Origin of the sequence: Actinopolymorpha sp. B11F2, from assembly GCF_040195635.1 — a bacterium.
GTDB lineage: Bacteria > Actinomycetota > Actinomycetes > Propionibacteriales > Actinopolymorphaceae > Thermasporomyces.
Genome location: NZ_JBEFTX010000001.1, coordinates 448,702 through 471,720 on the forward strand (window position 1 = coordinate 448,702; position 23,019 = coordinate 471,720).

Sequence of the window (23,019 nt, forward strand, 5' to 3'; positions counted from 1 at the left end):
TCACCCTTTCGTCGTGCGAGCCTTCTTGTCTGATGCCACCTTCGCCCGGGACATCACCTTCGTCCCGGCCGCCGCCTTCGTCCCGGCCGCCGCCTTCGCGGCGGCACGGGACTTCCGCCGGTCGGCCAGCGCCGCCCTGGCTGCCGGCTCGTTCCGCGCGAACGACACAAGGAGCCCGATCGCGAACAGAGTCGGAAGCATCGCGGACCCACCGTATGACACGAGCGGCAACGGGATACCCGCGATTGGCAGGAGCACCAGGACCGCACCCATGTTGACGAGTGCCTGGGCGGTCAGCCAGCCGATGATTCCGGCCGTGGCGAGCCTGGTGAAGGTGTCGTCCGCGCGCAGGGCTATCCGGACGCCGACGAAGGCCAGTGTCAGGAAGAGGCCGAGCACGATGATCGTGCCGGCAAGGCCGAGTTCCTCACCGATCACCGCATAGATGAAGTCCGTGTGGGCTTCGGGCAGTCGTCCCCATTTCTCCCTACTGTTACCGATTCCCACCCCCCACCAGCCGCCTGTGCCGAGTGCGAAGAGCGAGTGCGCGGCCTGCCAGCCGGTGTCGCGATAGTCGGCGAACGGATCCAGGAACGTCGTGAGCCGCTCACGCCGGTGCTCCCGCGTCACCACGAGATAGGTGACGACCAGCCCGACGCCGGCCACGGCAATCCCGAAGAACCGCATCGGCGTCCCGACCACGAACAGCATGACGAGCACCAGCGAGAACAGCACCAGCGACGTGCCGAGGTCGCGCTGGGCGAGGACCAGTGCGAGAACAACGCCGCAGACAGGGACGAACGGGATGACCAGGTGTTTCCACTCGCTGAGGAGTTTCTCCTTGCGGGCGAACAGGTCGGCACCCCACAGGACGAGCGCCAGCTTGGCCGCCTCACTGGGCTGGAGAAGGAACGGGCCACCGAACGACAGCCAGTTGCGGTTGCCGTTGACCGAGACCCCGAGCGGCGTGAGCGTGAGCGCGAGCAGGACGATCGACACGATCAGCGCGGGATAGACCATGGCGCGCAGCACCCGCGGTGGCAGGCGGGACGCCACGAACGCCATGGGCAACCCGGCTGCCACCCAGATGAACTGCCGCGCCGCCAGGGCGTAGGAGTCGCCGTAGACCGACAACGCGTAGACGCTCGACGCCGAGAGGACCATGACAAGCCCGAGGGCGAGCAGCAGCCCACTGACGCCGATGACGAGGTGGTACGACGTCAGCGGACGGTCGAGCGAGCGCCGGATCTCGGCGAGCCAACCGGACTCGTCGTCGCGGGACCAACGCCAACGGGACAGGCGACCGCGCCCTGCGGTCAAGCGCGAACCGGTCTGGCGCGCGTGGCCGTCCCCTGCGACAGTCCGGCGGTCGTTGGTGGCGCTCGTCACGCGCGTACCGTCTGTGTGAACACGCGTCGTCGTCCCCTCCGGTCGGCTGGTCTCAGGTCACGCCGTGGGGATCAGCCCCGGTGCCCTCGCACCGACGCCGCGAACGCATCACCTCGAGCGCTGTAACTGGTGAAGAGGTCGAAGGATGCGCAGCCAGGTGCGAGCAGCACGGTGTCACCTGGCTGGGCGAGCCGGCCCGCGGCCCCCACGGCCCGATCCATCACCTCAGTGTCGCTGTCGGCGACTTCGATGACGGGGACATCCGGTGCGTGTCGCGCAATCGCGGACGCGATGAGTTCCCGGTCGCGACCGAGCAGGACCACGCCGCGCAACCGATCCTTGACGGCGTGTACGAGGTCGCCGAAATCCTGACCCTTGGCGAGGCCTCCGGCGACCCAGACCACAGAGTCGTACGCCAGGAGCGAGGCGAGCGCCGCATGGGCGTTGGTGGCCTTGGAGTCGTCGACGTAGACCACGCCGTCACGCTCCCCCACCCGCTGGATCCGGTGCGGCTCGAGAACGAAACCCGTGAGACCTGCCCGGACTGCGGCCGGGGGCACGCCGTGTGCCCGGGCGAGGGCCGCGGCGGCGAGGGCGTTGGCGATGTTGTGCGGCGCCTGTGACGGTAGATCGCTGACGGCACACAGTTCCGCCGCGGAGGTCTGTCGTTCGGCGACGAACGCCCGGTCGGCGAGCACACCGTCGACGACACCGAGCATGCCGACCCCCGGGACACCGGCCGTGAACCCGACCGCCCGGGCCCCCTCCACCACGTCGGCCGCGCGGACCAGTTCCTCGGTGACAGGGTCGGCGACGTTGTAGACGCACGCGATCTCGCAGCCGGTGAAGATCTTGCCCTTGTCCCCGGCGTAGGCGTCCATCGAACCGTGCCAGTCCAGGTGGTCAGGGGCGACGTTGAGAACCGCCGCCGCCCGGGGACGCAGGGGCCGCGCCCAGTGCAGCTGGAAGCTGGACAGCTCGACGGCGAGGACGTCGTACGGCTCGGGGTCGAGCACGGCGTCGACGACCGGCGCACCGATGTTGCCGACCGCCTCCGCCCGCAGTCCCGCTGCCCGCAGGATCGCCGCCAGCATGCCGACCGTGGTGGTCTTCCCGTTGGTACCGGTGAGGGCGAGCCAGGGCGCGGCGGTCGCGGGATCGCGCAGCCGGAGCGCGAGGTCCACCTCGCCCAGGATCGGCAGCCCACGCTCCCCCGCCGCCACGAGCAGGGGCGCACCAGGAAGCCAGCCCGGCGAGGTCACCACCAGGTCAGCGTCGTCAGGGAGCGTGGCCGAGGAGCCCGGGCCCAGGCGTACGTCGGCGCCGAGGGTCGAAAGGATCGTCGCCTTCTCGCGTTCGGCGTCGCCCGCGCGGTCGTCGACGACGACGACCCGTGCGCCCACGCCGAGCAGGCCGGCTGCGGCCGAGTACCCGGACACGCCGATGCCCGTCACCAGGACGGTGACCGACGGCCAGGGCGAGTGCCGGTCCGCGCCGTCCAGCCAACCCAGCCGGTGGTGGCCGTTGACCTGCCCGGCAGTGCGCCCAGTCGTCTGCCCGGCGGTCGGTCCCGTGGTCTGCCCGTCGTGCGATGCCGTCATGTGCCCGCCACCCATTCGGCGTAGAAGATCCCGATCGCGCCGGCCACGCAGATGCCGCAGATGATCCAGAAGCGGATCACGATCGTGACTTCGTTCCAGCCCTTGAGCTCGAAGTGGTGGTGGATCGGCGCCATCCGGAAGAGCCGGCGGGGCGTACCCGTCTTCCACCGGGTGAACTTGAAGAAGCCGGTCTGGAGCATGACCGAGGCCGTCTCGATGAGGAACAGCCCACCGATGAGGATGAGCAGCAGCTCGGTACGGGTCATGATCGCGAACCCGGCGATGCCGCCGCCGAGGGCCAGCGCACCTGTGTCACCCAGGAAGATCTTGGCCGGGGAGGCGTTCCACCACAGGAATCCGAAGCACGCGGCAGCAACCGCGAACGCCACGACGGCGAGGTCGTACGGATCCCGGACCTCGTAGCACTTGGTGCCCGGCTCCTCGAAGCAGGCCTGGTTGAACTGCCAGACACAGATCAGGGTGTACGCGGCGAACACCAGCACCGAGGACCCGGTGGCAAGGCCGTCGAGACCGTCGGAGAGGTTCACGCCGTTGGACGTCGCGGCGATCATCAGCAGCACCCAGAGGACGAAGACCACCGAGCCGAGCTGCAACCAGTCGATGTCGCGGATGAACGAGATGAACGGCGAGCCGGGCGTGACGTCCCGGTCGTCGGGGAACTGCAGCGCGAGGATCGCGAAGACAACCGCGACCGAGGTCTGGCCAGCCAGCTTGGTCTTGGCGCGCAGGCCGAGGCTGCGCTGCTTGGAGACCTTGAGAAAGTCGTCGAGGAACCCGACGAGCCCCAGGCCCACCATGAGCAGCAGGACCAGCGCACCGGACGCCGAGGGCAGCCGCCACGAGTAGACGTGTGCCGCCGCGTAGCCCAGCACGGTCGCCACGATGATGACGATGCCGCCCATCGTGGGCGTACCCCGCTTGGTGTGGTGCGAGGTCGGGCCGTCGTCGCGGATTATCTGGCCGTAGCCACGGGCCGCGAGCATCCGGATCCCGACCGGTGTGCCCAACAGCGCGATCAGTAAGGAGACTCCCCCGGCAAGCAGGATCGCCTTCACGCCTGGCCCTCCAGTGTCTCGGCCCCCTGTCGAATGGCATCACCCAGATAGCGCAGTCCGGCGTCGCGGGACGACTTCACCAGTACCACGTCGCCGCTCCGCAGGTCCTTGCGTAACAACTTCAACGCCTGCGCGGCGTCACGGACGAAGGTCGAGTGGCGAAAACCCGCCGCCCTCGCGCCCCGCTCGATCGGTCTGGCGCCCTCCCCCACGACCACCAGACGTGACACGCCGAGCTCAGCCGCGAGGCGGCCGACCGCCTCGTGCTCCTGCGCCGAGGCCTCGCCCAGCTCCAACATCTCGCCCAGCACCGCGAACGACCGGCGGCCGCCCGCGAGTTCGGGCAGGGTCTGCAGCGCTGCCCGCATCGAGTCGGGGTTGGCGTTGTAAGCGTCGTTGAGGACGGTGACCCCGTCAGCGCGCTCGCCGATCTCCATCCGCCAGCGGGCCAGCGGGACCGCCGCCGAGAGGCGTTCTGCGACCGTCTGCAGGTCCATGCCGATGGCGAGCCCAACGGCCGCGGCGGCCAGTGCGTTGGAGACGTGGTGGCGGCCGACCAGCCTCAGGCGTACCTCTGTGGCTCCGTGCGGGCTCACCAGCTCGAAGACCGGACGACCGCCGTCGAGCCAGACCTTCGCCGCACGGACCGCGGCGTCGTCGGCCAGGCCGAAGAGGACCGACGGCGCCTTGGAGCGGTCGGACATCGCCCGGACCAGTGGGTCGTCGGAGTTCAGGATGGCGAGGCCGTCGTCGAGCAGGGCCTCCACCAGCTCACCCTTCGCGATCGCCGTCGCCTCCCGGCTGCCGAACTTCCCGACATGGGCGAGCCCGACGTTGAGCACGACCGAGATGTCCGGCGGAGCGATCTGGGTGAGGTACCGGATGTGGCCGATCCCGCGGGCGCCCATCTCCAGGACGAGGTACCGCGTCTCCTCGTCAGCCTGCAACACGGTGAGGGGCATTCCTAACTCGTCGTTGAGCGACCCCTGCGGCGTCACCGTGGGTCCGGCGCCCGCCAGCACCTGCCCGAGGAGGTCCTTCGTCGACGTCTTTCCCTGTGACCCGGTGACGGCGACGATGGTCGTGTCCACCAGCCGACCCACCACGAATGCCGCGAGCCGACCGAGTGCCACGACCGAGGCGTCCACGTCGTGGTCGGGCGCGGTCGGCGCGAGGATCGACGGAACGGCGGGCAACGGCTCACTCGCGAGCACCGCGACCGCTCCCCTGCGTACGGCCTCCTCGGCGAACTGGTGGCCGGGACCGTCGGCGACGAAGAGCGCACCTGGGGCCGCCTGGCGCGAGTCGGCGACGACAGGTCCCGTCACGACCGCGTCCGGCGAGGCGTCGCGGAGTTCGCCACCCACCGCCTCGGCGATCTCGGCGAGAGTCATCCGGATCACCGCTCCGCACCCTTCTTCCGGGCATCCGCGCGGGCGGTGCCGATCGTGTCGGACATCTGTCGAAGAACCTCCTGGACCACGAGTCGGTCGTCAAAGGGATGTACTACCCCACCGAACTCCTGGCCCTGCTCGTGTCCTTTGCCGAGGATCAGCACGGTATCGCCCGGGCGTGCGGCGCCGATCGCCCACTCGATCGCCTGCCGTCTGTCGCCGATCTCGACGACCTCGCCACGGAGGGACGCAGGGACGCCGTAGGCCCCGCGGAGAGCGGCCGCCCGGATGGCCTCCGGATCCTCCGAGCGCGGGTTGTCGTCGGTGAGAACGGCGAGGTCAGCGTGCCGGGCGGCGGCCTCGCCCATGAGCGGTCGCTTCGCGTGGTCGCGATCTCCCCCGCAGCCGAACACGCCGATCACTCTGCCCTTCGTCCAGCCGCGGACGGACGACAGGACGATCGCGATGGCGTCGGGCGTGTGGGCGTAGTCGACGATCGCCGCGAACGCCGCGCCGGGGTCGGACACGCGCTCCATTCGACCCGGAAGGCTGGCGGTCGCCAACGCGGGCAGGAATGTCTCCGGGCCCATGCCCGCGCCCGCCAGCATCGCGGTGGCCAGGACGGCGTTGGCGACGTTGAACGTCCCAGGCAGGCCGAGCGTCACCGGCCAGGGCCCGCCGTCCGGACCGTGCAGGACGAAGTGGGACAGGCCGTCGGGTGAGCCGCTCACCTCGGCGGCCCGCCAGTCGGCGGCTGGAGCGCCGGCAGCGGAGTACGTCACGATGTCCAGTCCCCGCTCCCTCGCCAGCACGGCAAGGCGTGCGCCGTAGGTGTCGTCGAGGTTGATCACACCGCGGCGGCTGCGATCCGGGCCGAACAGCGCCGCCTTCGCCGCGAAGTACGCCTCCATGTCGCCGTGCAGTTCCAGGTGGTCCTGGCTGAGGTTCGTGAAGCCGGCGACGTCGAAGACCAGACCGTCCACCCGGCCGTAGGTCAGCGCGTGGCTCGACACCTCCATCGAGACGTGACTGACACCACGCTCGCGCATGACGGCGAGAATGGCCTGCAGGTCCGGTGCCTCCGGTGTCGTACGTACGCTCGGGAGGGTCTCGTCGCCGATCCGCGTACCGACCGTGCCGAGCTGGCCGGTACGACGGCCCACGTGTCGAAGGGCCGCGTCGAGGAGGAACGCCGTCGTGGTCTTGCCGTTGGTTCCCGTGACACCCAGAACGGTGAGATCGCGTGCGGGATAGCCGTAGACCCACGCCGAGACCGCCCCGAGCACGCCCTGTGGATCGGACACGACCAGGGTCGGCAGCCCGGCGGCCCGGCAGCGCTCCAGACCCGTGGGGTCGGTGAGGACGGCGGCCGCGCCGGCCGCGGCCGCCTGTTGTGCGTAGGCGGCACCGTGGGTGGATCCTCCCGGACGCGCGACGTAGAGATCACCGCCCACGACAGCCCGGGAGTCCTGGGTCACACCTGTCACCACGACTCCTGCGAGCTCCTCCTCAGCGCCGTCATGACCAACGGGTGACCGCGGTTCCGGCTGAGCCGAAACGAGTGCACGAAGCTCGGCCAGCCTCCGCCGAGGTGGGTCCGCCGGTCGCGGCGTCGCCGATCGGGTGGCGGGGACGGCCACAGCCTCTCCTCCCTCCGCGACTCAGGTGCTCCTCGGACCGCTCGTTTGTCTGGTTTCTGCGACCCGCTGTCTGTCCCGAGGTCGACACCTCGCGGTCGTGCCTGCCCCTGGCCGGACGGTCTGGGGCGTGCCCTCGACCGCAGGACAGTACCGCGCTCACGCTCCGAGACCGGCCGCGCCCGCGCTACCAGGTGAGTGGCATGGCGGGCGTGGTCGTCCCCGTGGGCGGAACGCCGTACTTCTGGAGGGTGAAGGCCATGATGTCGCGGAAGACGGGGGCCGCGAGGCCACTTCCGCTATTGCCGCCACGCTTCGGATCCTGGACAACGACATAGACGACATAGCGCGGCTGGTCAGCCGGAGCGAACCCGGCGAATGACGCCGTGTAGCCGCGATAGCACCCGCAGGCGGCGTCGACGCGCTGCGACGTGCCGGTCTTGCCGGCGACGCGGTAGCCCGGGATCTGCGCCTTCGTGGCCAGCGCCTCCTCGCCATCGACCACCTGCTCCATCATCGCGGCGACGCTCGATGCCGTCGCCTCGCTGATCACGCGGGACCGCTTCGGTGCGGGCGCCGGGCGGCGCAGCTGGCCTTCCTCGTCCACCCGGCCCCGGACCAGGTTCGGCTCGACCCGCACCCCGCCGTTGGCGACGGTGCCGATCGCGGACGCCATCTGGACGGCGTTGACCGACATGCCCTGACCGAACGCGACTGTCGCGCGTTGCAGGTCACTCCACGACTCCGGCTTCGCCAGCGAACCTTTGGCCTCACCGGCCAGCCCGATGCCGGTGGGTTGGCCGAGCCCGAACCTGCGCAGGTAGCTCGCGTGCTCCGCCTTCGGCATGCGTTCGGCGGCCAGGATGGTCCCGAGGTTGCTCGACTTCGCCAACGCGCCCGTCATCGTCAACGGGATCGTCCCGTGTCCCCAGTAGTCGTGGATCTGGTGCCCGTTGCGAAGGAGTGCACCCGGCACCGAGATCTTCGTCTCGGGCGTGACGTAACCGGCGTCGATCAGGGCGGCCGTCGTGAGGACCTTCGCCACGCTCCCGGGTTCGTACACCTCCTGCAAGGGACGGTTCACCCGGTCGTCCGCGGGACTGCTGGTCGGATGGTTCGGGTCGTACGTCGGTGCCGTCGCCATGGCCACGATCTGGCCCGTCTTGACGTCGAGCACCACCGCATCGCCGCTGCGGGCGCCCGTGGCCTTCACCTGGCCGGCGATGGCCTTCTGGGCGACCCACTGGACGTCCCGGTCGATCGTCAACGAGACGTTGGCACCGGGCACCGGGTCCTGCTGGACGCTGGGGGCGAGGGGGATCTGCTGGCCTCCGGAGCCCCCCTCGTAGACCATCAGACCGTCCTTGCCCCGCAGCTTGTCGTCGAGAGCGTACTCGAGCCCGGCGAGACCGCGTCCTTCACCGCCGACGAACCCGACGAGATTGGCGGCAACGGGCCCCGAGGGATAGCTGCGGAGGGGATCCGGCTGGTTGAAGACGCCGATCAGATCGCCGGCATCGAGCGCCTTCCTGGCCCGGTTCCACCGATCGGCGGGTACGTTGCGGGCAAGGTAGACGAACCTGCTGTCCGCCTTGCGGAGCTTGGGCAGCAGCTCCTCGGCGGGAACCTTCAGGATGGGCGCGAGGGTCTCAGCGATCTGGACCGCACCGGGACGCGTCATCTTCGGGTCCGCGGTGACCGCCACCGTGTCCACTGTGGTCGCCAACGGGACGCCGTTGACGTCGGACAGGTCCCCCCTGGTGGCGCGGAGAGTGACCTCCTGCAGGCGTTCCTTCACCGCGGCATGGGCGAACGAAGCCGCTTCCACCCCCTGCAGTTGGAGCAGGCGGCCGGCGAAGACCGACATCACGAAGGCGACGATGAGAAACCCCACCCGGAGGCGCCGGCTCGCCGTGCCGAGCTTGAACGACCTACCGCTGCCCGGTCGTCCCGCCGCTCTCCGCGCCCTCACGGCAGTCGGCTCGCTCCTCCGCGTCCGGGGGGCGGCCTGGTGGCGTACCGTCGTCTGACGCGTGGCAGCGCGATGGGTTGGCTTCGCCCGGTTGGCTGGCGGCCGTGCCGGTACGGCCTTCTTCAGTGGCACTGACCGCTTTGGGGACGCAGACTTCTTCTGGGCTACCACTCTCTTCTGGGCCGCTGCTTTCTTGCCGGTCGACACCTTCTCTGGCACCGCCTTGTCGCGGGGCACCCCCCTCTTCTGCGGTATCGCCTTCTTGGCGGGCGACACCCTCCGCTGCGCCACCGCGGTCTTGCGGGGCACCGCGGTCTTGCGGGGCACCGCGGTCTTGCGAGGCACCGCGGTCTTGCGAGGCACCGCGGTCTTGCGAGGCACGGCGGTCGACTGACGAGAGTTGCCGCCGCGCGAACGTGGTGCCTCGCGGCGCTCTCGGTCGCGTGGGCGTGATGGACGGCCGGTCATGTGTTCCCTCCGGGCGTCGGCGGCGTTGGGCTGACCTGCGGTGTCTGTACGGGTGTCTGACCGGGCGTGGCGGTCGGCCGGGCCGGGGAACCTGCGGTCGCTCCGGCCGGCGTCGACGATGGCTTCGGCTTGGGTCTGGGCTTCACCCGTGCCTCTGCCGGTACGGCCTCACCGAGCACCGCACCGTCGGACAGGCGCAGGAACACGGGATTGGCGTTGGGGACCATGCCCATCCGCTGCGCTCGACCGGCGAGGTTCTCCGGTGCCTTGAGGCGAGCAACCCGCTGGTCGAGATCCTCCTCGCGTTCGGCGAGCATCGACGTCTGGCGCTTGAGGTCGTGGATGGCGAACGACCCCCGCTGCAAAGACGTGTTGAGGAGCAGCAGACCGACAAGCCCGACGCCCAGAATGGCGACAACCAGGAGGACGAAGGGCGCTCGGGCAGGGGCCTCAGCCCGCGCCGGTACGACCCGTAGCTGGCGTTCCGGCTGGTCGGGTTCGCGCCATGGCCGTGCGAGGCTCTCGATGAGGCTCATGCTGTGCCCCCTTTGCATGACCGCTGCGGTGCCTCACTCCGGCACACCTCGTACCTCGGCGTACCTCCGCGGGGGCTCCTCGCGCTCATGCTGTGCCCCCTCTGTCGCTCGACTTCCGCCCTGCCCGGATGCGTTCGACCGCGCGTAACCGTGCGGAGGTGGCGCGCGGATTGGCAGTGATCTCCTCGTCCGACGCCTTGTCGGCGCCGCGGGTCAGGAGCCGGAGAACGGCCTCGTGTCCGGGTGGCACAACCGGGAACCCGTCAGGTACGTCCGGCCGGGCGAGCGCCGCGAACGTCTGCTTGACCAGCCGGTCCTCGAGCGAGTGGTACGCAAGGACCACCACCCGCCCGCCCACCGCCACCGCGTCCACCGCCGCCGGCAGGGCACGCTGGAGCACCGCGAGCTCGCCGTTGACCTCGATCCGCAGCGCCTGGAAGGTGCGCTTGGCCGGGTGGCCTCCGACCTGACGTTTCGCGGCCGGGATTGCCCCCCGGATGAGGTCGACGAGTCCGGCACTGGTCGTGAAGGGTGTATTGGCCCGCTCGCGCACGATCCGCTCGGCGATCCGCCGGGCGAACCGTTCCTCGCCGTAGTCGCGCAGGATCCTGGTGAGGTCGGTTACCGGGTAGGTGTTGAGAACCTCGGCCGCAGTGATGCCCCGGGTGGGGTCCATCCGCATGTCGAGGGTGACGTCGCGGCTGTAGGCGAAGCCACGGCTCGGGTCGTCGAGCTGGAGTGAGGACACACCGAGGTCGAAGAGCACGGCGTCGACCTCGGTGAGACCGAGCTGGTCGAGCACGTCGGGGATCTCGTCGTAGACCGCGTGGAGCAAAGTGGAGCGCTCACCGAACTCGTCCAGCCGCTCCCTCGCCGCGTCGAGAGCATGCGGGTCACGGTCGAGTCCGATGAGGCGCGCGTCGGGAAACTCCCGCAGCAGTAGCTCCGCGTGTCCACCGAGGCCGAGTGTCGTGTCGACGACAACGCCGCCTCCCGGCCGGCCAAGGACCGGCGCGAGCAGCTCAACCACGCGGTCGGCCAGGACGGGCACGTGGACGGGGTGGTCGGCGCATGCGTTCATCTGGTCCGCCACCTCAACGGGCAAGGCCCAGCATGGTGGCGAGTACGGCAGTCGTCGCGATGGACGCCCCGAGGGAGAACGCGATCACCGTGGCACGTGCCCGGACGGCGGCGCGGACGGAGACGTCGTCGGCGGACCGGTGAAGGTCTGGCAGTGTCGCCATGTCCGCGAGACCTACTACGGCGTCGGCTCGCTCGCGTCGCGCGTGACCGGATGGGTTCACGTCGCCCCCTTGTGTTGCACTTTCGATGGCCGTGCGGCCAGGTCCCCGCCCGCTCGCCCGGGGAAGCCGCCGTCTGGCGCCGGGGAAGGTGCGTCAGAATGCGCAGGGAGCGGGCTGGAGACCTCGCCGCACGAGTAACCGGTGGGTCTCGTATCTGCGAATGTCGTTAGTGGTGGGTCTCAGGTGTCGCCGGCTGGTAACGCTCGTGCGCCGGCTCAGAGAATCCCCGGGAGCACCTCCTCACTCAGGTCGGAGAAGGTCTGTTCCTGCTCGGTGGAGTAGCGCGCCCATGCCTCGGCATCCCAGATCTCCACCCGGTTCATGGCGCCGATGACCACACACTCGCGGGTCAGTCCGGCGTACTCGCGAAGCATCGGCGGGATGGTGACCCGCCCCTGCTTGTCGGGCTTCTCATCCGATGCACCGGCGAACAACATCCGCAGGTAGTCACGTGCGGCCTTGTTGGTGACTGGTGCCTGCCGCATCTGGTCGGTCAACCGGGCGAACTCCGGGGTCGGCCAGACGTAGAGGCAACGTTCCTGCCCACGAGTGACCACAAGCCCCTCCGCCAGCTCTTCCCGGAATTTTGCTGGGAGGAAAAGCCGGCCCTTCTCGTCGAGCCGAGGGGTGTGGGTGCCGAGAAACGTGGCCGCCACCTCCCCCAGATGCTCACCAGGTGCCGCTCTCCACCACTGGCCGCCACTTTACCCCACTTCCCTCCACCGTCAACCATCCTTGACGCGCGCCGCACCGGCTGCGCCACTGTTTGCGTCGCGAAGGCGCAGGTCAGAAGGGGTGGTGCGAAAGGGAGGGCGATGGAGGGGGCATGCCGGCCGGCGTGCCGGAACAATCAACCGGCGGTGAACAACTTGGTCCGACCGGACGTATCCACTGGGACAGGAGAAACCTCCCTGCCGAATGTGGCCCCCCTGATGAACACAAACCGAGATCGAAGACGTACGGTTCGAACGAAGAGGTCAAGCCGGCACAGTCGCGCCAGACAGCACGAATCCGGCGCAGGTTGGGCGCGGGCCGTTTTGCAGTGCTCTGGATAGACCGGGGCCGGGCGTTCACGCGGGCGGACGCGCGGTCAGGGTTGGCGACAACTCGGCGAACCACCACCCCGCAGACCGCTCGAACCTGAGAGACTCGGACCAATAGCCGTTTGTCGCGGCACTGCCGGTTAAGGGAGGCCATGGTGTCGACCGGCCCGATCATTGAGCCGACGAAGCGACCGACCGAAAGACGCTGGGCCCCCGCGGCCGACTTTCCCTATCTCGCCCAGACCGCCAGCCGGGTGAGGGAAGCCGTCGAAAGCGTGATCGAGGGCAAACCAGACGTCGTCAAGGTCGCGCTCACGGTCCTGCTCGCCGAAGGTCATCTGCTCATCGAAGACGTCCCTGGCGTCGGAAAGACGATGCTGTCGAAGGCGCTCGCGCGCTCGATCGACTGCAGCGTCCGGCGGATCCAGTTCACTCCCGACCTGTTGCCGAGCGACGTCACGGGCGTGTCGGTCTACAACCAGGAGAACCACGACTTCGAGTTCCGGCCCGGTGGCATCTTCGCCAACATCGTGGTCGGCGACGAGATCAACCGTGCCTCGCCCAAGACGCAGTCGGCCCTGCTCGAGTGCATGGAAGAGGCCCAGGTCACCGTCGACGGCACGACGTACCACCTCGAACTGCCGTTCATGGTCATCGCGACGCAGAACCCGATCGAGATGGAAGGCACCTATCCCCTGCCGGAGGCACAGCGGGACAGGTTCATGGCCCGGGTCTCGATGGGCTACCCGAGCGCGCAGGCGGAGTTGGAAATGCTCGACGCCCACGGCGCCAACTCGCCGCTCGACGATCTCGAACCCGTCACCGACGCCCGCGAGATCGCCAAGCTCATCGACATCGTGCAGGGGGTCTACGTCGCGGAGGCGGTGAAGCAGTACGCCATCGCCCTCGTGACCGCCACCCGGCACTCCCCTGATCTCCGACTCGGCGCGTCGCCGCGCGCGACGCTGCACCTGATCCGGGCGGCCAGGGCCGCGGCCGCGCTCGACGACCGCGAGTACGTCCTGCCGGACGATATCCAGACTCTCGCCATCCCCGTCCTGGCCCACCGGCTGCTGCCTGCCGCCGAGGCCCAGATCGCGCGTCGTACGGCAGAACAGGTCGTCTCCGACCTCGTCCGTACCGTGCCGGTACCCGACCCCCAGCGCCGCGCCCGGTGAGCCCGATGGGCGGCCGGTTCTCCTCCCTCACCACCCGCGGCCGTGCGTTCGTCGCCGCAGGAGTCGCCGCCGCCGTCTGTGCTCTCGCCCTCGGCCAGAAGGACCTGCTCAGGGTCGCGATCTTCCTGATCGCGCTTCCGATCGTGACCGTCCTCGTCGTCGCGCGGACCCGCTACCGGATCGCGGCCAGCCGCACGATCCAACCGGTGCGTGTTCCGGTCGGCCAAGCCAGTCACGTCCGGCTGCGGCTGGAGAACGTCGGCCGGATGCCCACCGGGCTGCTGCTGCTCGAGGACCACGTGCCATACGTCCTCGGTGCGCGGCCCCGGTTCGTCCTGGACCGGATGTCCGCCCGGTGGCGCCGCGACGTCGGCTACTCGGTGCGTTCCGACGTCCGGGGGCGCTTCACGCTCGGCCCCCTGACGCTGCGGGTGACCGATCCATTCGGCCTGGTCGAGCTCACCCGTTCGTTCAAGGCACAGGACACGCTGCTCGTGACACCGGAGGTCCATCCGCTCGTCTCGGCGCGGATCGGCGGTGAGTGGGCGACCAACGGGGAGAGCCGCCCCCGCGCCGCGGCGGCCGACGGCGAAGAAGACGTCACCGTCCGCGAATACCGTGATGGCGACGACCTGCGTCGGGTGCACTGGCGGTCGAGCGCCCGTCGCGGTGAGCTCATGGTCCGGCGCGAGGACCAGCCATGGCAGAGCCGCGCCACGGTCATCCTCGACACCCGCCGCATCGGTCACCGGGGCAGCGGACCGGCGTCCTCGTTCGAGTGGTCGGTCAGCGCCGCGGCGTCGATCGGCGCCCACCTGCTGCGGCGGGGGTACTCCCTGCGGCTCGCAACCGACGCCGGCGCCTCCGTCGCCACGGCCGCCCGGGAGTCCGGTCCGTCCGCAGAGGCCGAGGGGCACCTGCTCGACGCGCTGGCCGTGGTCGGCCCGTCGTCGGTCGGCCAGCTCACCCACGGTTCGCTGAGCCTTCCCCACGACAATTCGTACGGCCTGCTCATCGCCGTCCTGGGCGTCATCACACCGCTCGAAGCCGAGGCCATGGTCCGTATCCGGCAGCGTTCGGCGTCCGGGTTGGCCATCGTCGTCGACGCGCCGAGCTGGGCCATGTCCAAGGAGCGCTCACCCGCGGCGGTCGCCGAGCAGCTCTCGGAAGCGTTGCGGATCCTGCGCGGCGGTGGCTGGCGGACCGTCGTCGCGCGTTCGGGTGACCCGGTGCCGCACGTCTGGACCCAGCTCGTCGTCGGCGAAGGGTACGGGCAGGGCGGGTCCTCCTCCGCTCCGGCCAGTGGCGCCACCAGACCGGTTGGCTACCCGACCGTCGGCGTGCCGGCGGACGGCTCCGCCCCTCCCCTCACGGGTGCGGTGCCCACGGCCGACGGGCCCACATCCCCGCGGGGCGACATGGTGGGAGGACCGGCGACGTGAACGAAGCACTGCGAAACACCATCGCGGGAGTGGCCGCCACGTTCCTCGCCTGTCTGGCGCTGCTTCCGGCCTACCAAGGTCAGGAATGGCTCGGGTCCGCGGTGCTCGTCCTGCTCTTCGTCGGGGCCACCGGCTTCGGCCTTCGCCAACTCGGCACTCCCCACCTGCTCGTCCCGCTCGGCCAGCTGGCGGCGCTCGGTTGGGCGTTCATCCTGGTCTATGCGCACGAGGATCTCCGGTTCGGCTTCCTGCCGAGCGGGGACTCGGTCGAAGCTCTGACCGAACGCATCAACGAAGGGCTGCTCGTCGTCGTCCGGTACGCCGCGCCCGTGCCCTATGACCATGATCTCGCCATGGTGACGGCCCTGGGCATCGGCCTCGTCGCCATTTCCGTCGACACCATGTGCGCCACCTTCCGTCTGGCACCCTGGGCGGGACTTCCGCTGCTGCTGCTCTACAGCATCCCGGCCACCACCGTCTCAGGCGGCATCTCGGCGCTGGCGTTCATTCCGGCGGCGATCGGCTACGTCATCCTCCTCGTCAGTGAGAGCCGCGAACGCCTGAGTCGATGGGGCCGGGTGATCGGGATCGCCGACGACGTGGCCGGGCCGCAGGACAATGTGCAGGCGTCGCTGTTCGGCCAGACCGGCCGCCGCGTCGGCGCGATGGTCATCGGACTCGCCGTCGTGGTACCCGCCCTGATGCCGGCACTTCCGGAAGGGATCTTCGGCCAGGGGGAAGGCGGCGGCTTCGGCACGAGCGGCCAGACCATCAAGGTCGACAACCCGATCGTCGACCTCCGGCGCGACCTGAGGCTCCCCCAGAACGTCCCCGTCCTCACCTACCGCACCACGACGGACACACCCGACTACATCAAGCTCGTCACGCTCGACGAGTTCGACGGCGAGCGGTGGCGTCCGTCCCAGCGCAGTGTCCGGAACATCGAGAACGAACCGGGCGAGTCCAGTCGGCTGCCCGACCCTCCGGGCCTCAGCCAGTCGGTCCCCCGGACCAACGTGCGTACGACGTTCCAGGTCACCGATGCGCTCGAGTCGCGCTGGCTGCCGTCCCCGTATCCCGCGACCACGCTCAAGGCTCCTGGCGAGTGGGGCTACGACCCCGACACGCTCGACATCGTGAGCCGAGGGAAGAGCTCGGCCGGTCTGATGTATGACGTGAGCACGCTCAAGCTCGGACTCAAGCCAGGCGAGCTCGATGCCGCAGGTCTCGCGCCGGAGGCGGTGTTCAGCCGCTACACCGAGCTGCCGCCGCTTCCCGAACAGGTCAAGAACATTGCCCTTCGCCAGGTGGGCGATGCGAAGACCAACTACGACAAGGCGATCGCGCTGCAGAGCTGGTTCCGTACCGATTTCTCCTACGACATCAACGTCGAGTCAGGGCACGGCGAACCAGCGATGCTGGAGTTCCTCGCCGACAAGCGCGGCTACTGCGAGCAGTTCGCGGCGACGATGGCGATCATGGCCCGCTCGCTCGGCATCCCCGCGCGGGTCGGTGTGGGCTACATGGCCGGCACCCGGCAGCCGGACAACCGCTGGCTGGTGACCGCGCACGACTCGCACGCCTGGCCGGAGCTGTACTTCGCCGGCTATGGGTGGGTGCGGTTCGAGCCGACACCGCAGGCCCAGACCGGGCTCGCCCCGTCGTGGACCGTCCCGGACTCGGACACCCCGTCGGCTCCGACCCCAGAGACGACAGTCGACCCGGACGACCCCAGCCAGAACACCACCAGCAGTGCCAGTCCCGCGCCGCTGCCAGGTGAGGACGACCCGCTCCGGGGCGCTCCGCAGACACCTGTCGACCCGGGCATCAGTCCGGTTCCGGTCCTGATCCTCGCGGGCGTCCTGTTGGTCGCGGCGGTGCCGTTCCTCGTCCGCACGGCGATCCGGCAGATCAGGTTGTCGCCACGCCAGCCGCCGGGCCGACTGGTCGAGGGGGCCTGGCGGGAACTTGCCGACTCGAGTATCGACGCCGGGCTGACCTGGGACGATGCCGCGACCCCGCGGGCCACCGGCGCCCGGCTGCGGCCCAAGGTCCCCCAGGACGCTGTTGCAAGCCTGCAGGAGGTCGTCAAGGCCGTGGAGCGGAGTCGGTACGCCCCCGATCCCGGCTCGGCGGGCGAAGTCACCGAATCGCTCAAGGCGGTGACGCAGGCGTTGCGGTCTACCGGCTCACGCGCTCAGCAGGCGCGGGCCCTGCTGCTGCCCCCGTCGCTGGGCCGCCAACTACCTCGGCTATGGCGTCCGCTGTTCGGGCTGCTCGACCGGATGGACACCGCGGGCGCACGCTCGGTCAGGCAGGTGCTCCAGCTGCCCTGGCGCCGCCGGAGGACACCAGCGGCGCACTGAGTGTGGCAGCGCTGCCGTGGAAACGGTTGCCGCCCTCAAGGGTGTCTGTCGCCTAAGGGTGCCGCCCTGAAAGGTTGCCGCCCTGGAAACAGCGGCAGGACGCGGATTCTCCGCCAAGTGCCGGGCCTGAGAGCCAGGTCACAGGAGCGAGTCGGTCAGAAGCCGGACTCGCGGCGTCGTCTCCAGCGTTCCTCCATGCGTTGCATGAACGTCCCACTGGCCTTCGCCTTCGCCTTGGCCTTGGGTCGCCGGCCGCCGCGACCGCGAATGGGGACGACCTTGGACATCTCGCCGGCCGCGGGCATGTGCCGCACACTGGTCGCGACGTAGTAGGCCGACACCAGCATGACAAGGAAGCCGAGCACGCTGACCACGATGTAGGCGGCGACACTGCGCCCGGTCGTCATCATGATCGCGCCGCCGAGCATCAGCACCATGCCGACAACAAACACCACCGCACCGAGTGCTGCGCGGCGGCGTTGTCGGGTGCGTAGATCGACCCCTCGCAGCGCCGAGGCGAGCTTAGGGTCCTCGGCAGCAAGGGCCCGCTCCATCTGCTCGAGCAACCGCTGCTCGTGGTCGGAGAGAGGCACCTGACCTCCAACGGGACACTGCCGTGTTTCGAGCTTTGCTGTGTTCGATCTTCGGGGCCTAGATGCAGTCTAAGCAGGCTTGGACCAGCACGGTAGCCGACCTCTCACGTTCGACGGTTACCGGCGCACTGTTCCGCATATGTCACGCATATGAGCCAGGCCCGGATGGTCGCTCGCGGGTCACACGGTACCTGACGATCAGCGGTTGATCACACTCGCCGAGCAAGCAGGTGGATCTGGGTCGCGATGGCACGGAACGTCGGGTGTTCCGCGGCAGCTGCCTCGAGTTCGAGCAGTGCCGCGGCGGCCGACGGCTCGTCGGCGAGGGTCGCTGGGGTCAGATCGGCGAATACCCGCACACCGTGCTCGGCAAGGACGACAAGCCCGACGTTCCCGACCGCCCGGCGGAGCTGGGTGGCGGTGAACCTGCGCGGCGTCGGCCCCTCCGGCTGCCACCCGTCGGCCGGCTCCGCCAGGACGGCGCGGGCGTCGGACAGGTGCCCGCCAATGACCTTGGCCAGGACGACGGCGTACCGGTTCGCGGCCACCAGACTGAGGGCGGCGCCTGGGCGCAGGACAGCCGCCATCGACTCGAGGGCAGCGCCCGGGTCATCGACGACCTCGAGGACGCTGTGGCACAGCACGAGGTCGGCGCCCGCCGCGCCGACGAGCTCCGGCAGGTCCGTGACATCGCCCTGCACAGCCTGGACGGAACCGGTGACCGCTGCCTCGTCGGCCCGCCGCTTCAGCGCAGCGAGCGAGTCAGGACTGGGATCGACGACGGTGACCCGGTGTCCGAGCTCGGCGAGCGGAACGGCGAGGTGACCAGTGCCACCACCAGCGTCGACGACGTCGAGCTGGGCGTGCCCGGCTACGGCGGACTGCTCGGCCAGGATCGTGCGAACCAGGCGCCAGACCACCTCGCTGCGGACGGCACGACGATGACCCGCGCCGCTGGCCGCCTCTCCACGTTGCGCGCGGGGGTCAGAGCCATCAGCGGACCGGCCGCACTCGGGCACGGGACTGTGCCTCCTCGTTCGCATGGACAACTGCTACCAGCCTATTTGTCCAGGCGCCCAGAGGTCAGGCGGCCGTGTCGCGTGCCCGCGGCTGCGGCACGGCGGCGCGGCTCACCTCGCCCGGCTCGTCGAGGAGGTCTCCGTCCCTCGGCAGGGGCGGTTGATGCGGGAGTTCGAGCAGCCGTTCGACGTCTGCCAGAAAGCGTTCGGCATCGCGGACGAGATCGGCCGCCTCCCGGTCGGTCACCGCCTGACGCAGACCGGCCTCGGCGGCCGCCCGCTTACCCGCGCCGGCCGCGAAGAAGGCCGCCCACTCACCCAGCTCCGGCGTGACGCGGGCGAGCATCGTCCAGGCATCGCGCTGCCCGCGCCGGCCGCTTGGCCTGGACCGTCCGGCCAGGACCGCGGCGGCGGTGCGCAGCGCCGCGATGTGCGCGGCGACGTAGCGCTCTGCAGGCGTCGCGGCCAACTCCGCCTCGGCGAGGGAGGCACGGGCACGCTCCAGCGCGACAAAGACGCCCGGTCCGAGCGGTGCCTGAAACTCAGGTGTCGCGTGCGTCCGCATGCGGGACTCCTTTCACGAAAGCCGGACGGCACCGACGCAACGCAGTCGGCACGCGCCCGGCGACAACCTCGGCTTCGAGCTCGTCGCACCAGCCGCCGGGCGAGGCACTTCCCCTGCCCTGCGCACCTCGCCCGGACCCAACTGGCGCCCGCCGCGACAGGGTCGAGCTGTCGCACCGGGCAGTTCGCCCGCCGGGGACCCGACTCCCCGACGGACGAGATCGAACGCATGTTCGAACAATGGCAAATGTAGCCCGGCGCGACAACCAGGTCAAGAACCCGTCGCCGCGGCCTGAGGACTTGGCACGCTGCCCTGTTGCGATCACGGCCGGGAGTCTCGCAGGGACCACCGACAACCGCCGGCTGGCCACCGCCGGCTGCCGGCTGGCGGCTGGCGGCTGGCGGCTGGCGGCTGGCGGCTGGCGGCTGGCGGCTGGCGGCCAACCGTCCCGAGATCCAGGTTCCTGATCAAGAGGCGGAAACCTGGCGATCGCGGGCCATGTTTCCCCGGTTTCTACCTCTTGATCATGAGCCGTGGCCGGGCGCGGTCGCCCCGGACCGTGGGCCGCCCACTCCAGCGGCGAACCGGCTACAACTCCGGCGTCGTCGAGCGTCCTGCCGCCGGCACGGGATCTCGGCGTCGACGAGGCGCTGACGTACGGCGTCGGGCTGCACGCTCACCCACAGGGCCTGGCGCCGCGGGCACGACGCGCCGGTGGGTGTCGGGCAGCAGGTGATCCGGCCGTCGGCCCCACAGAGTCCGCGCGGGCTGTCTCCCGGGCGGGGCGGCCTGCGCGGCGCCGCACACCCCAGACATGGCGAAGCGGCTGGGCCCCACCCCCGTGGGGGCCCAACCGCTCCACCGCTCGCAACCTCGGCCGCCGAGGTGTCTGTCGCGCCGCCTGACTAGGGCTGTCCTTGTCCGCCGCGCGTTGCCACCGGCCGTGGTCGTTCCATGTCCGAAATCCTCGCGACTGGAAGGTTTCGCGACTATCCGGCGACGTACTCATTCGTTCCTAGGTAGTTCCCCAGGGGAATCCCTGGGCACCCCCGACACGCCGGGCGTCCGCGAACGACTACGCTCCGACGTCTGTGGCTCGGGTCGTGGTGATCGGAGGCGGGCTGGGCGGCCTGGCGGCAGCCGCGCGCCTCGCCAAGCTGGGACACGCCGTCACCCTGCTGGAGCGTTCCTCCCGCCTCGGCGGCGTCGTGCGTACGGCCGAACACGACGACCGCGCAGTCGGCCGGTTCCGCTGGGATGCTGGACCAGCCGCGGTGACACTGCCGGCCACGTTGCGTGACCTGTTCCGCAAGTCGGGCCGACCGCTGGAGCGGGTCCTCGAACTCGCGCCGCTACCCACGCCGCGCCGGCACGTCTTCCCCGACGGCACCGCTCTTGACCTTCCAGTGGGCAGCAGATCCGGCCAACGACGCGCGGTCGAGGCAGCGCTGGGCTCCACCGCGGGTGCGGCCTGGGAGGCGGTCGTCGACGACCTCGCCCCGACCTGGGAGTCGCTGCGGACCCGGGTGCTCGAGGTTCCGTTCTCCGGCGTACGAAGCCTCGGCCCCCATGGGGTGCGGGCCCTCGCTCCCGGCCGGTCGTTGCGGGCCTTTGCCCGGCGCCGACTGACCGACGTCCGTACCAGGAAGCTGCTCGAGTATCCGGTGCTCGCGACGGGTTCGGACCCCGCGGACGCGCCAAGCTTCACGGCGGTGCGGGCGTACGTCGAACGGACGTTCGGCATCTGGACCTGCGCGGGCGGGTTCGGCGCCCTTGTCGACGCCCTGGGCCAGCGGCTCGACGAACGTGCCGTGACCGTACGTCTCGATGCCGAGGCGGTGGCGATCCGGGGCGACGGTGCCGTCACTGGTGTGGAGCTGCGTGGCGGTGAGCGCCTGGCGGCTGATGTCGTCGTGTCCGGCGTCGACGTACGCACCGTTGCCCGCGGCATCCTGGCCCGGCCGCCGTGGGCCATGCGCCGCTCCGTCCGGACGCTGCGGGACGCGTCGCCTTCCCCACTCGTCCACGTCGGGCTGGCCGACGCAGCGGACGACCTCCTGCACGAGACCGTCTTCCACGGAGACGACGACCGTGAGTCACCGACGGTGGTGGTGCGCGCACCCGATGACCCGAGCCTCGCCCCGGCGGGCTATCGCGCGGTGAGCGTCATCGTGCACCGCAACGGGGGAACCGGGATCACCGCGGATCCGCTGGACGTCCTGGCCCGGCGCGGGTGGGACATCCGCGACCGGGTCGTCGCCCGCGTCGACGGCGAGGCGACGAGCTACGGACCGGCGTGGCGGGGGGCCGTCCGGGGCCTCGGCGTCGCCCGCAACCACACGGCGGTGCGCGGGCTGTTCATGGTAGGCGCCACGGCGCATCCGGGTCCTGGTGTGCCCGAGGTGCTGTTGGGAGCCGCGGCGGTCGCCACGGAGATCGGCCGTGCGTGAGGTGCCGCGCGAACGCGCCGGACCGTCAGTGGCGAACGCCGGCCTGGGCGACGTTCGAGTAGATCTCCCGGGTCGCGGTCGACCGGTTGAGCGTGTAGAAGTGCAGGCCCGGGGCGCCGCCGGCGAGCAGCTTCAGGCACAGGTCGGTGGCGACCTCCACGCCGATCGCGCGTACGGCGGCCGGGTCGTCCTCCACCGCCAGCAACCGGTCGGCGAGCCAGCCGGGGAACTCCGCGCCCGACAGTGTCGCGAACCGCTGGATCTGGCGCACGTTCGTCACGGGCATGATTCCCGGAATGATCGGGATGTCGCAGCCGTACCGGCTCGCCCGCTCCACCAGGGCGAGGTAGTCGTCGGCGTTGAAGAAGAACTGGGTGACCGCGAAGTCGGCACCAGCCGCCGCCTTGCGGGCAAGGAACTCGGCGTCGGCGTCGAGGCTGACCGCCTCCGGGTGGCCCTCGGGAAACGCCGCGACACCCACACAGAACTCGCCCAGCTGGCAGAGCAGCTCGACCAGTTCGTCGGCGTGGTCGAGGCCCTCAGGGTGCGGCGTCCACGGCTGGCCGGCTCCGCCTTCGGGATCCCCCCGCAGAGCCAGCACGTTGCCGATGCCCGCATCGGCGTACGCACCGATCACCGACCGCAGCTCGGCCCGGGAATGTCCGACACACGTGAGATGGGCCACGGGGGTGAGAGTCGTCTCGGCGGCGATCTGCCCGGTGATCCGCACGGTGCGGTCCCGGGTGGAGCCGCCGGCGCCGTAGGTCACCGAGACGAACGTCGGCGCGAGCGTCTCCAGCTCACGCAACGCCCGCCACAGTTGTTGTTCACCCTGATCGTTCTTCGGTGGAAAGAACTCGAACGAATACGAACGGTCACCGCGAGCGAGCAGGTCGCGGATCGTGGTGGTGGCAGGTCTCGTCGAGTGCAGTCCTAGAGCCATGCGCCCAGGTTACTGGCCGGCGGGTCCGTGCCGTCTAGGCTGG

The 23,019-nt window shown here is 70.2% G+C and carries 18 protein-coding genes; 4 read left to right on the top strand and 14 right to left on the bottom strand.

Annotated features, from left to right (window positions below; all coding sequences use genetic code 11):
- The 10 genes from ftsW to mraZ all read right to left on the bottom strand — a co-directional run bounded on the left by ftsW (position 1) and on the right by mraZ (position 12,033).
- Entirely contained in the window at positions 1 to 1,389 is a 1,389-nt protein-coding gene (gene ftsW, locus ABN034_RS02040; protein WP_349689246.1) for a putative lipid II flippase FtsW, read from the bottom strand.
- A 71-nt stretch (positions 1,390 to 1,460) separates the two neighbouring features.
- Positions 1,461 to 2,990 carry a UDP-N-acetylmuramoyl-L-alanine--D-glutamate ligase gene (gene murD / locus ABN034_RS02045; protein WP_349689247.1) on the bottom strand — a complete coding sequence of 510 codons (1,530 nt, stop codon included), beginning with the start codon at positions 2,988 to 2,990 and terminating at the stop codon, positions 1,461 to 1,463.
- Positions 2,987 to 4,066: a phospho-N-acetylmuramoyl-pentapeptide-transferase gene (gene mraY / locus ABN034_RS02050; RefSeq protein WP_349327954.1), complete on the bottom strand. Its 1,080-nt coding sequence runs from the start codon at positions 4,064 to 4,066 to the stop codon at positions 2,987 to 2,989. Before mraY ends, murD begins: the two co-directional genes overlap by 4 nt.
- A complete protein-coding gene (locus tag ABN034_RS02055) occupies positions 4,063 to 5,460 on the bottom strand; it encodes a UDP-N-acetylmuramoyl-tripeptide--D-alanyl-D-alanine ligase (protein WP_349689583.1) in 1,398 nt (465 codons plus the stop codon). Before ABN034_RS02055 ends, mraY begins: the two co-directional genes overlap by 4 nt.
- A gap of 5 nt (positions 5,461 to 5,465) precedes the next feature.
- The gene (locus ABN034_RS02060; RefSeq protein WP_349689248.1) at positions 5,466 to 7,100 is read right to left on the bottom strand and encodes a UDP-N-acetylmuramoyl-L-alanyl-D-glutamate--2,6-diaminopimelate ligase; all 1,635 of its coding nucleotides are present in this window, start codon (positions 7,098 to 7,100) and stop codon (positions 5,466 to 5,468) included.
- Between the two features lie 184 nt (positions 7,101 to 7,284).
- On the bottom strand, positions 7,285 to 9,069 hold the full coding sequence (locus tag ABN034_RS02065; protein ID WP_349689249.1) for a peptidoglycan D,D-transpeptidase FtsI family protein: 1,785 nt from the start codon (positions 9,067 to 9,069) through the stop codon (positions 7,285 to 7,287).
- Between the two features lie 464 nt (positions 9,070 to 9,533).
- Positions 9,534 to 10,073, bottom strand: coding sequence for a cell division protein FtsL (gene ftsL / locus ABN034_RS02070; protein WP_349689250.1), 540 nt, complete (start codon positions 10,071 to 10,073; stop codon positions 9,534 to 9,536).
- Positions 10,074 to 10,158: 85 nt separating this feature from the next.
- Positions 10,159 to 11,154, bottom strand: a complete 996-nt coding sequence (rsmH, locus tag ABN034_RS02075; protein ID WP_349689251.1) for a 16S rRNA (cytosine(1402)-N(4))-methyltransferase RsmH — start codon at positions 11,152 to 11,154, stop codon at positions 10,159 to 10,161.
- Positions 11,155 to 11,167: 13 nt separating this feature from the next.
- The gene (locus ABN034_RS02080; protein ID WP_349689252.1) at positions 11,168 to 11,317 is read right to left on the bottom strand and encodes a hypothetical protein; all 150 of its coding nucleotides are present in this window, start codon (positions 11,315 to 11,317) and stop codon (positions 11,168 to 11,170) included.
- Between the two features lie 275 nt (positions 11,318 to 11,592).
- The gene (gene mraZ / locus ABN034_RS02085; RefSeq protein WP_349327948.1) at positions 11,593 to 12,033 is read right to left on the bottom strand and encodes a division/cell wall cluster transcriptional repressor MraZ; all 441 of its coding nucleotides are present in this window, start codon (positions 12,031 to 12,033) and stop codon (positions 11,593 to 11,595) included.
- Positions 12,034 to 12,572: 539 nt separating this feature from the next.
- Between mraZ and ABN034_RS02090 the strand changes: the two genes are divergently transcribed.
- From ABN034_RS02090 to ABN034_RS02100, 3 genes are read left to right on the top strand one after another with little or no spacing between them, the layout of a single operon-like run.
- Positions 12,573 to 13,598, top strand: a complete 1,026-nt coding sequence (locus ABN034_RS02090) for an AAA family ATPase (protein ID WP_349327947.1) — start codon at positions 12,573 to 12,575, stop codon at positions 13,596 to 13,598.
- Between the two features lie 5 nt (positions 13,599 to 13,603).
- Entirely contained in the window at positions 13,604 to 15,040 is a 1,437-nt protein-coding gene (locus tag ABN034_RS02095; protein WP_349689253.1) for a DUF58 domain-containing protein, read from the top strand.
- Positions 15,037 to 17,406 carry a transglutaminase TgpA family protein gene (locus ABN034_RS02100; protein WP_349689254.1) on the top strand — a complete coding sequence of 790 codons (2,370 nt, stop codon included), beginning with the start codon at positions 15,037 to 15,039 and terminating at the stop codon, positions 17,404 to 17,406. Before ABN034_RS02095 ends, ABN034_RS02100 begins: the two co-directional genes overlap by 4 nt.
- Before the next feature lie 155 nt (positions 17,407 to 17,561).
- On the opposite strand, the gene ABN034_RS02105 is transcribed toward ABN034_RS02100, so the two are convergent.
- The 3 genes from ABN034_RS02105 to ABN034_RS02115 form a co-directional block, all read right to left on the bottom strand.
- Positions 17,562 to 17,999, bottom strand: a complete 438-nt coding sequence (locus tag ABN034_RS02105) for an SCO2097 family morphological protein (protein WP_349327944.1) — start codon at positions 17,997 to 17,999, stop codon at positions 17,562 to 17,564.
- A 209-nt stretch (positions 18,000 to 18,208) separates the two neighbouring features.
- Positions 18,209 to 19,018, bottom strand: a complete 810-nt coding sequence (locus tag ABN034_RS02110) for a methyltransferase domain-containing protein (RefSeq protein ID WP_349689255.1) — start codon at positions 19,016 to 19,018, stop codon at positions 18,209 to 18,211.
- A gap of 64 nt (positions 19,019 to 19,082) precedes the next feature.
- On the bottom strand, positions 19,083 to 19,583 hold the full coding sequence (locus tag ABN034_RS02115; RefSeq protein ID WP_349327942.1) for an SAV_6107 family HEPN domain-containing protein: 501 nt from the start codon (positions 19,581 to 19,583) through the stop codon (positions 19,083 to 19,085).
- 1,091 nt (positions 19,584 to 20,674) lie between these two features.
- On the opposite strand from ABN034_RS02115, the gene ABN034_RS02120 reads away from it, so the two are divergent.
- Complete coding sequence (locus ABN034_RS02120; RefSeq protein WP_349689256.1) at positions 20,675 to 22,033, top strand: phytoene desaturase family protein; 1,359 nt, start codon at positions 20,675 to 20,677, stop codon at positions 22,031 to 22,033.
- Between the two features lie 25 nt (positions 22,034 to 22,058).
- On the opposite strand, the gene metF is transcribed toward ABN034_RS02120, so the two are convergent.
- Entirely contained in the window at positions 22,059 to 22,976 is a 918-nt protein-coding gene (gene metF, locus ABN034_RS02125; RefSeq protein WP_349689257.1) for a methylenetetrahydrofolate reductase [NAD(P)H], read from the bottom strand.
- Positions 22,977 to 23,019: the final 43 nt, after the last annotated feature.

What these genes read in the sequence shown, in the direction of transcription:
- ABN034_RS02095 (WP_349689253.1), top strand. Translation starts at nt 13,604, where the DNA reads ATGGGCGGCCGGTTCTCCTCCCTCACCACCCGCGGCCGTGCGTTCGTC.
- rsmH (WP_349689251.1), bottom strand. Translation starts at nt 11,154, where the DNA reads ATGAACGCATGCGCCGACCACCCCGTCCACGTGCCCGTCCTGGCCGAC.
- ABN034_RS02090 (WP_349327947.1), top strand. Translation starts at nt 12,573, where the DNA reads ATGGTGTCGACCGGCCCGATCATTGAGCCGACGAAGCGACCGACCGAA.
- metF (WP_349689257.1), bottom strand. Translation starts at nt 22,976, where the DNA reads ATGGCTCTAGGACTGCACTCGACGAGACCTGCCACCACCACGATCCGC.
- ftsL (WP_349689250.1), bottom strand. Translation starts at nt 10,073, where the DNA reads ATGAGCCTCATCGAGAGCCTCGCACGGCCATGGCGCGAACCCGACCAG.
- ABN034_RS02055 (WP_349689583.1), bottom strand. Translation starts at nt 5,460, where the DNA reads ATGACTCTCGCCGAGATCGCCGAGGCGGTGGGTGGCGAACTCCGCGAC.
- murD (WP_349689247.1), bottom strand. Translation starts at nt 2,990, where the DNA reads ATGACGGCATCGCACGACGGGCAGACCACGGGACCGACCGCCGGGCAG.
- ABN034_RS02080 (WP_349689252.1), bottom strand. Translation starts at nt 11,317, where the DNA reads ATGGCGACACTGCCAGACCTTCACCGGTCCGCCGACGACGTCTCCGTC.
- ABN034_RS02115 (WP_349327942.1), bottom strand. Translation starts at nt 19,583, where the DNA reads ATGCGGACGCACGCGACACCTGAGTTTCAGGCACCGCTCGGACCGGGC.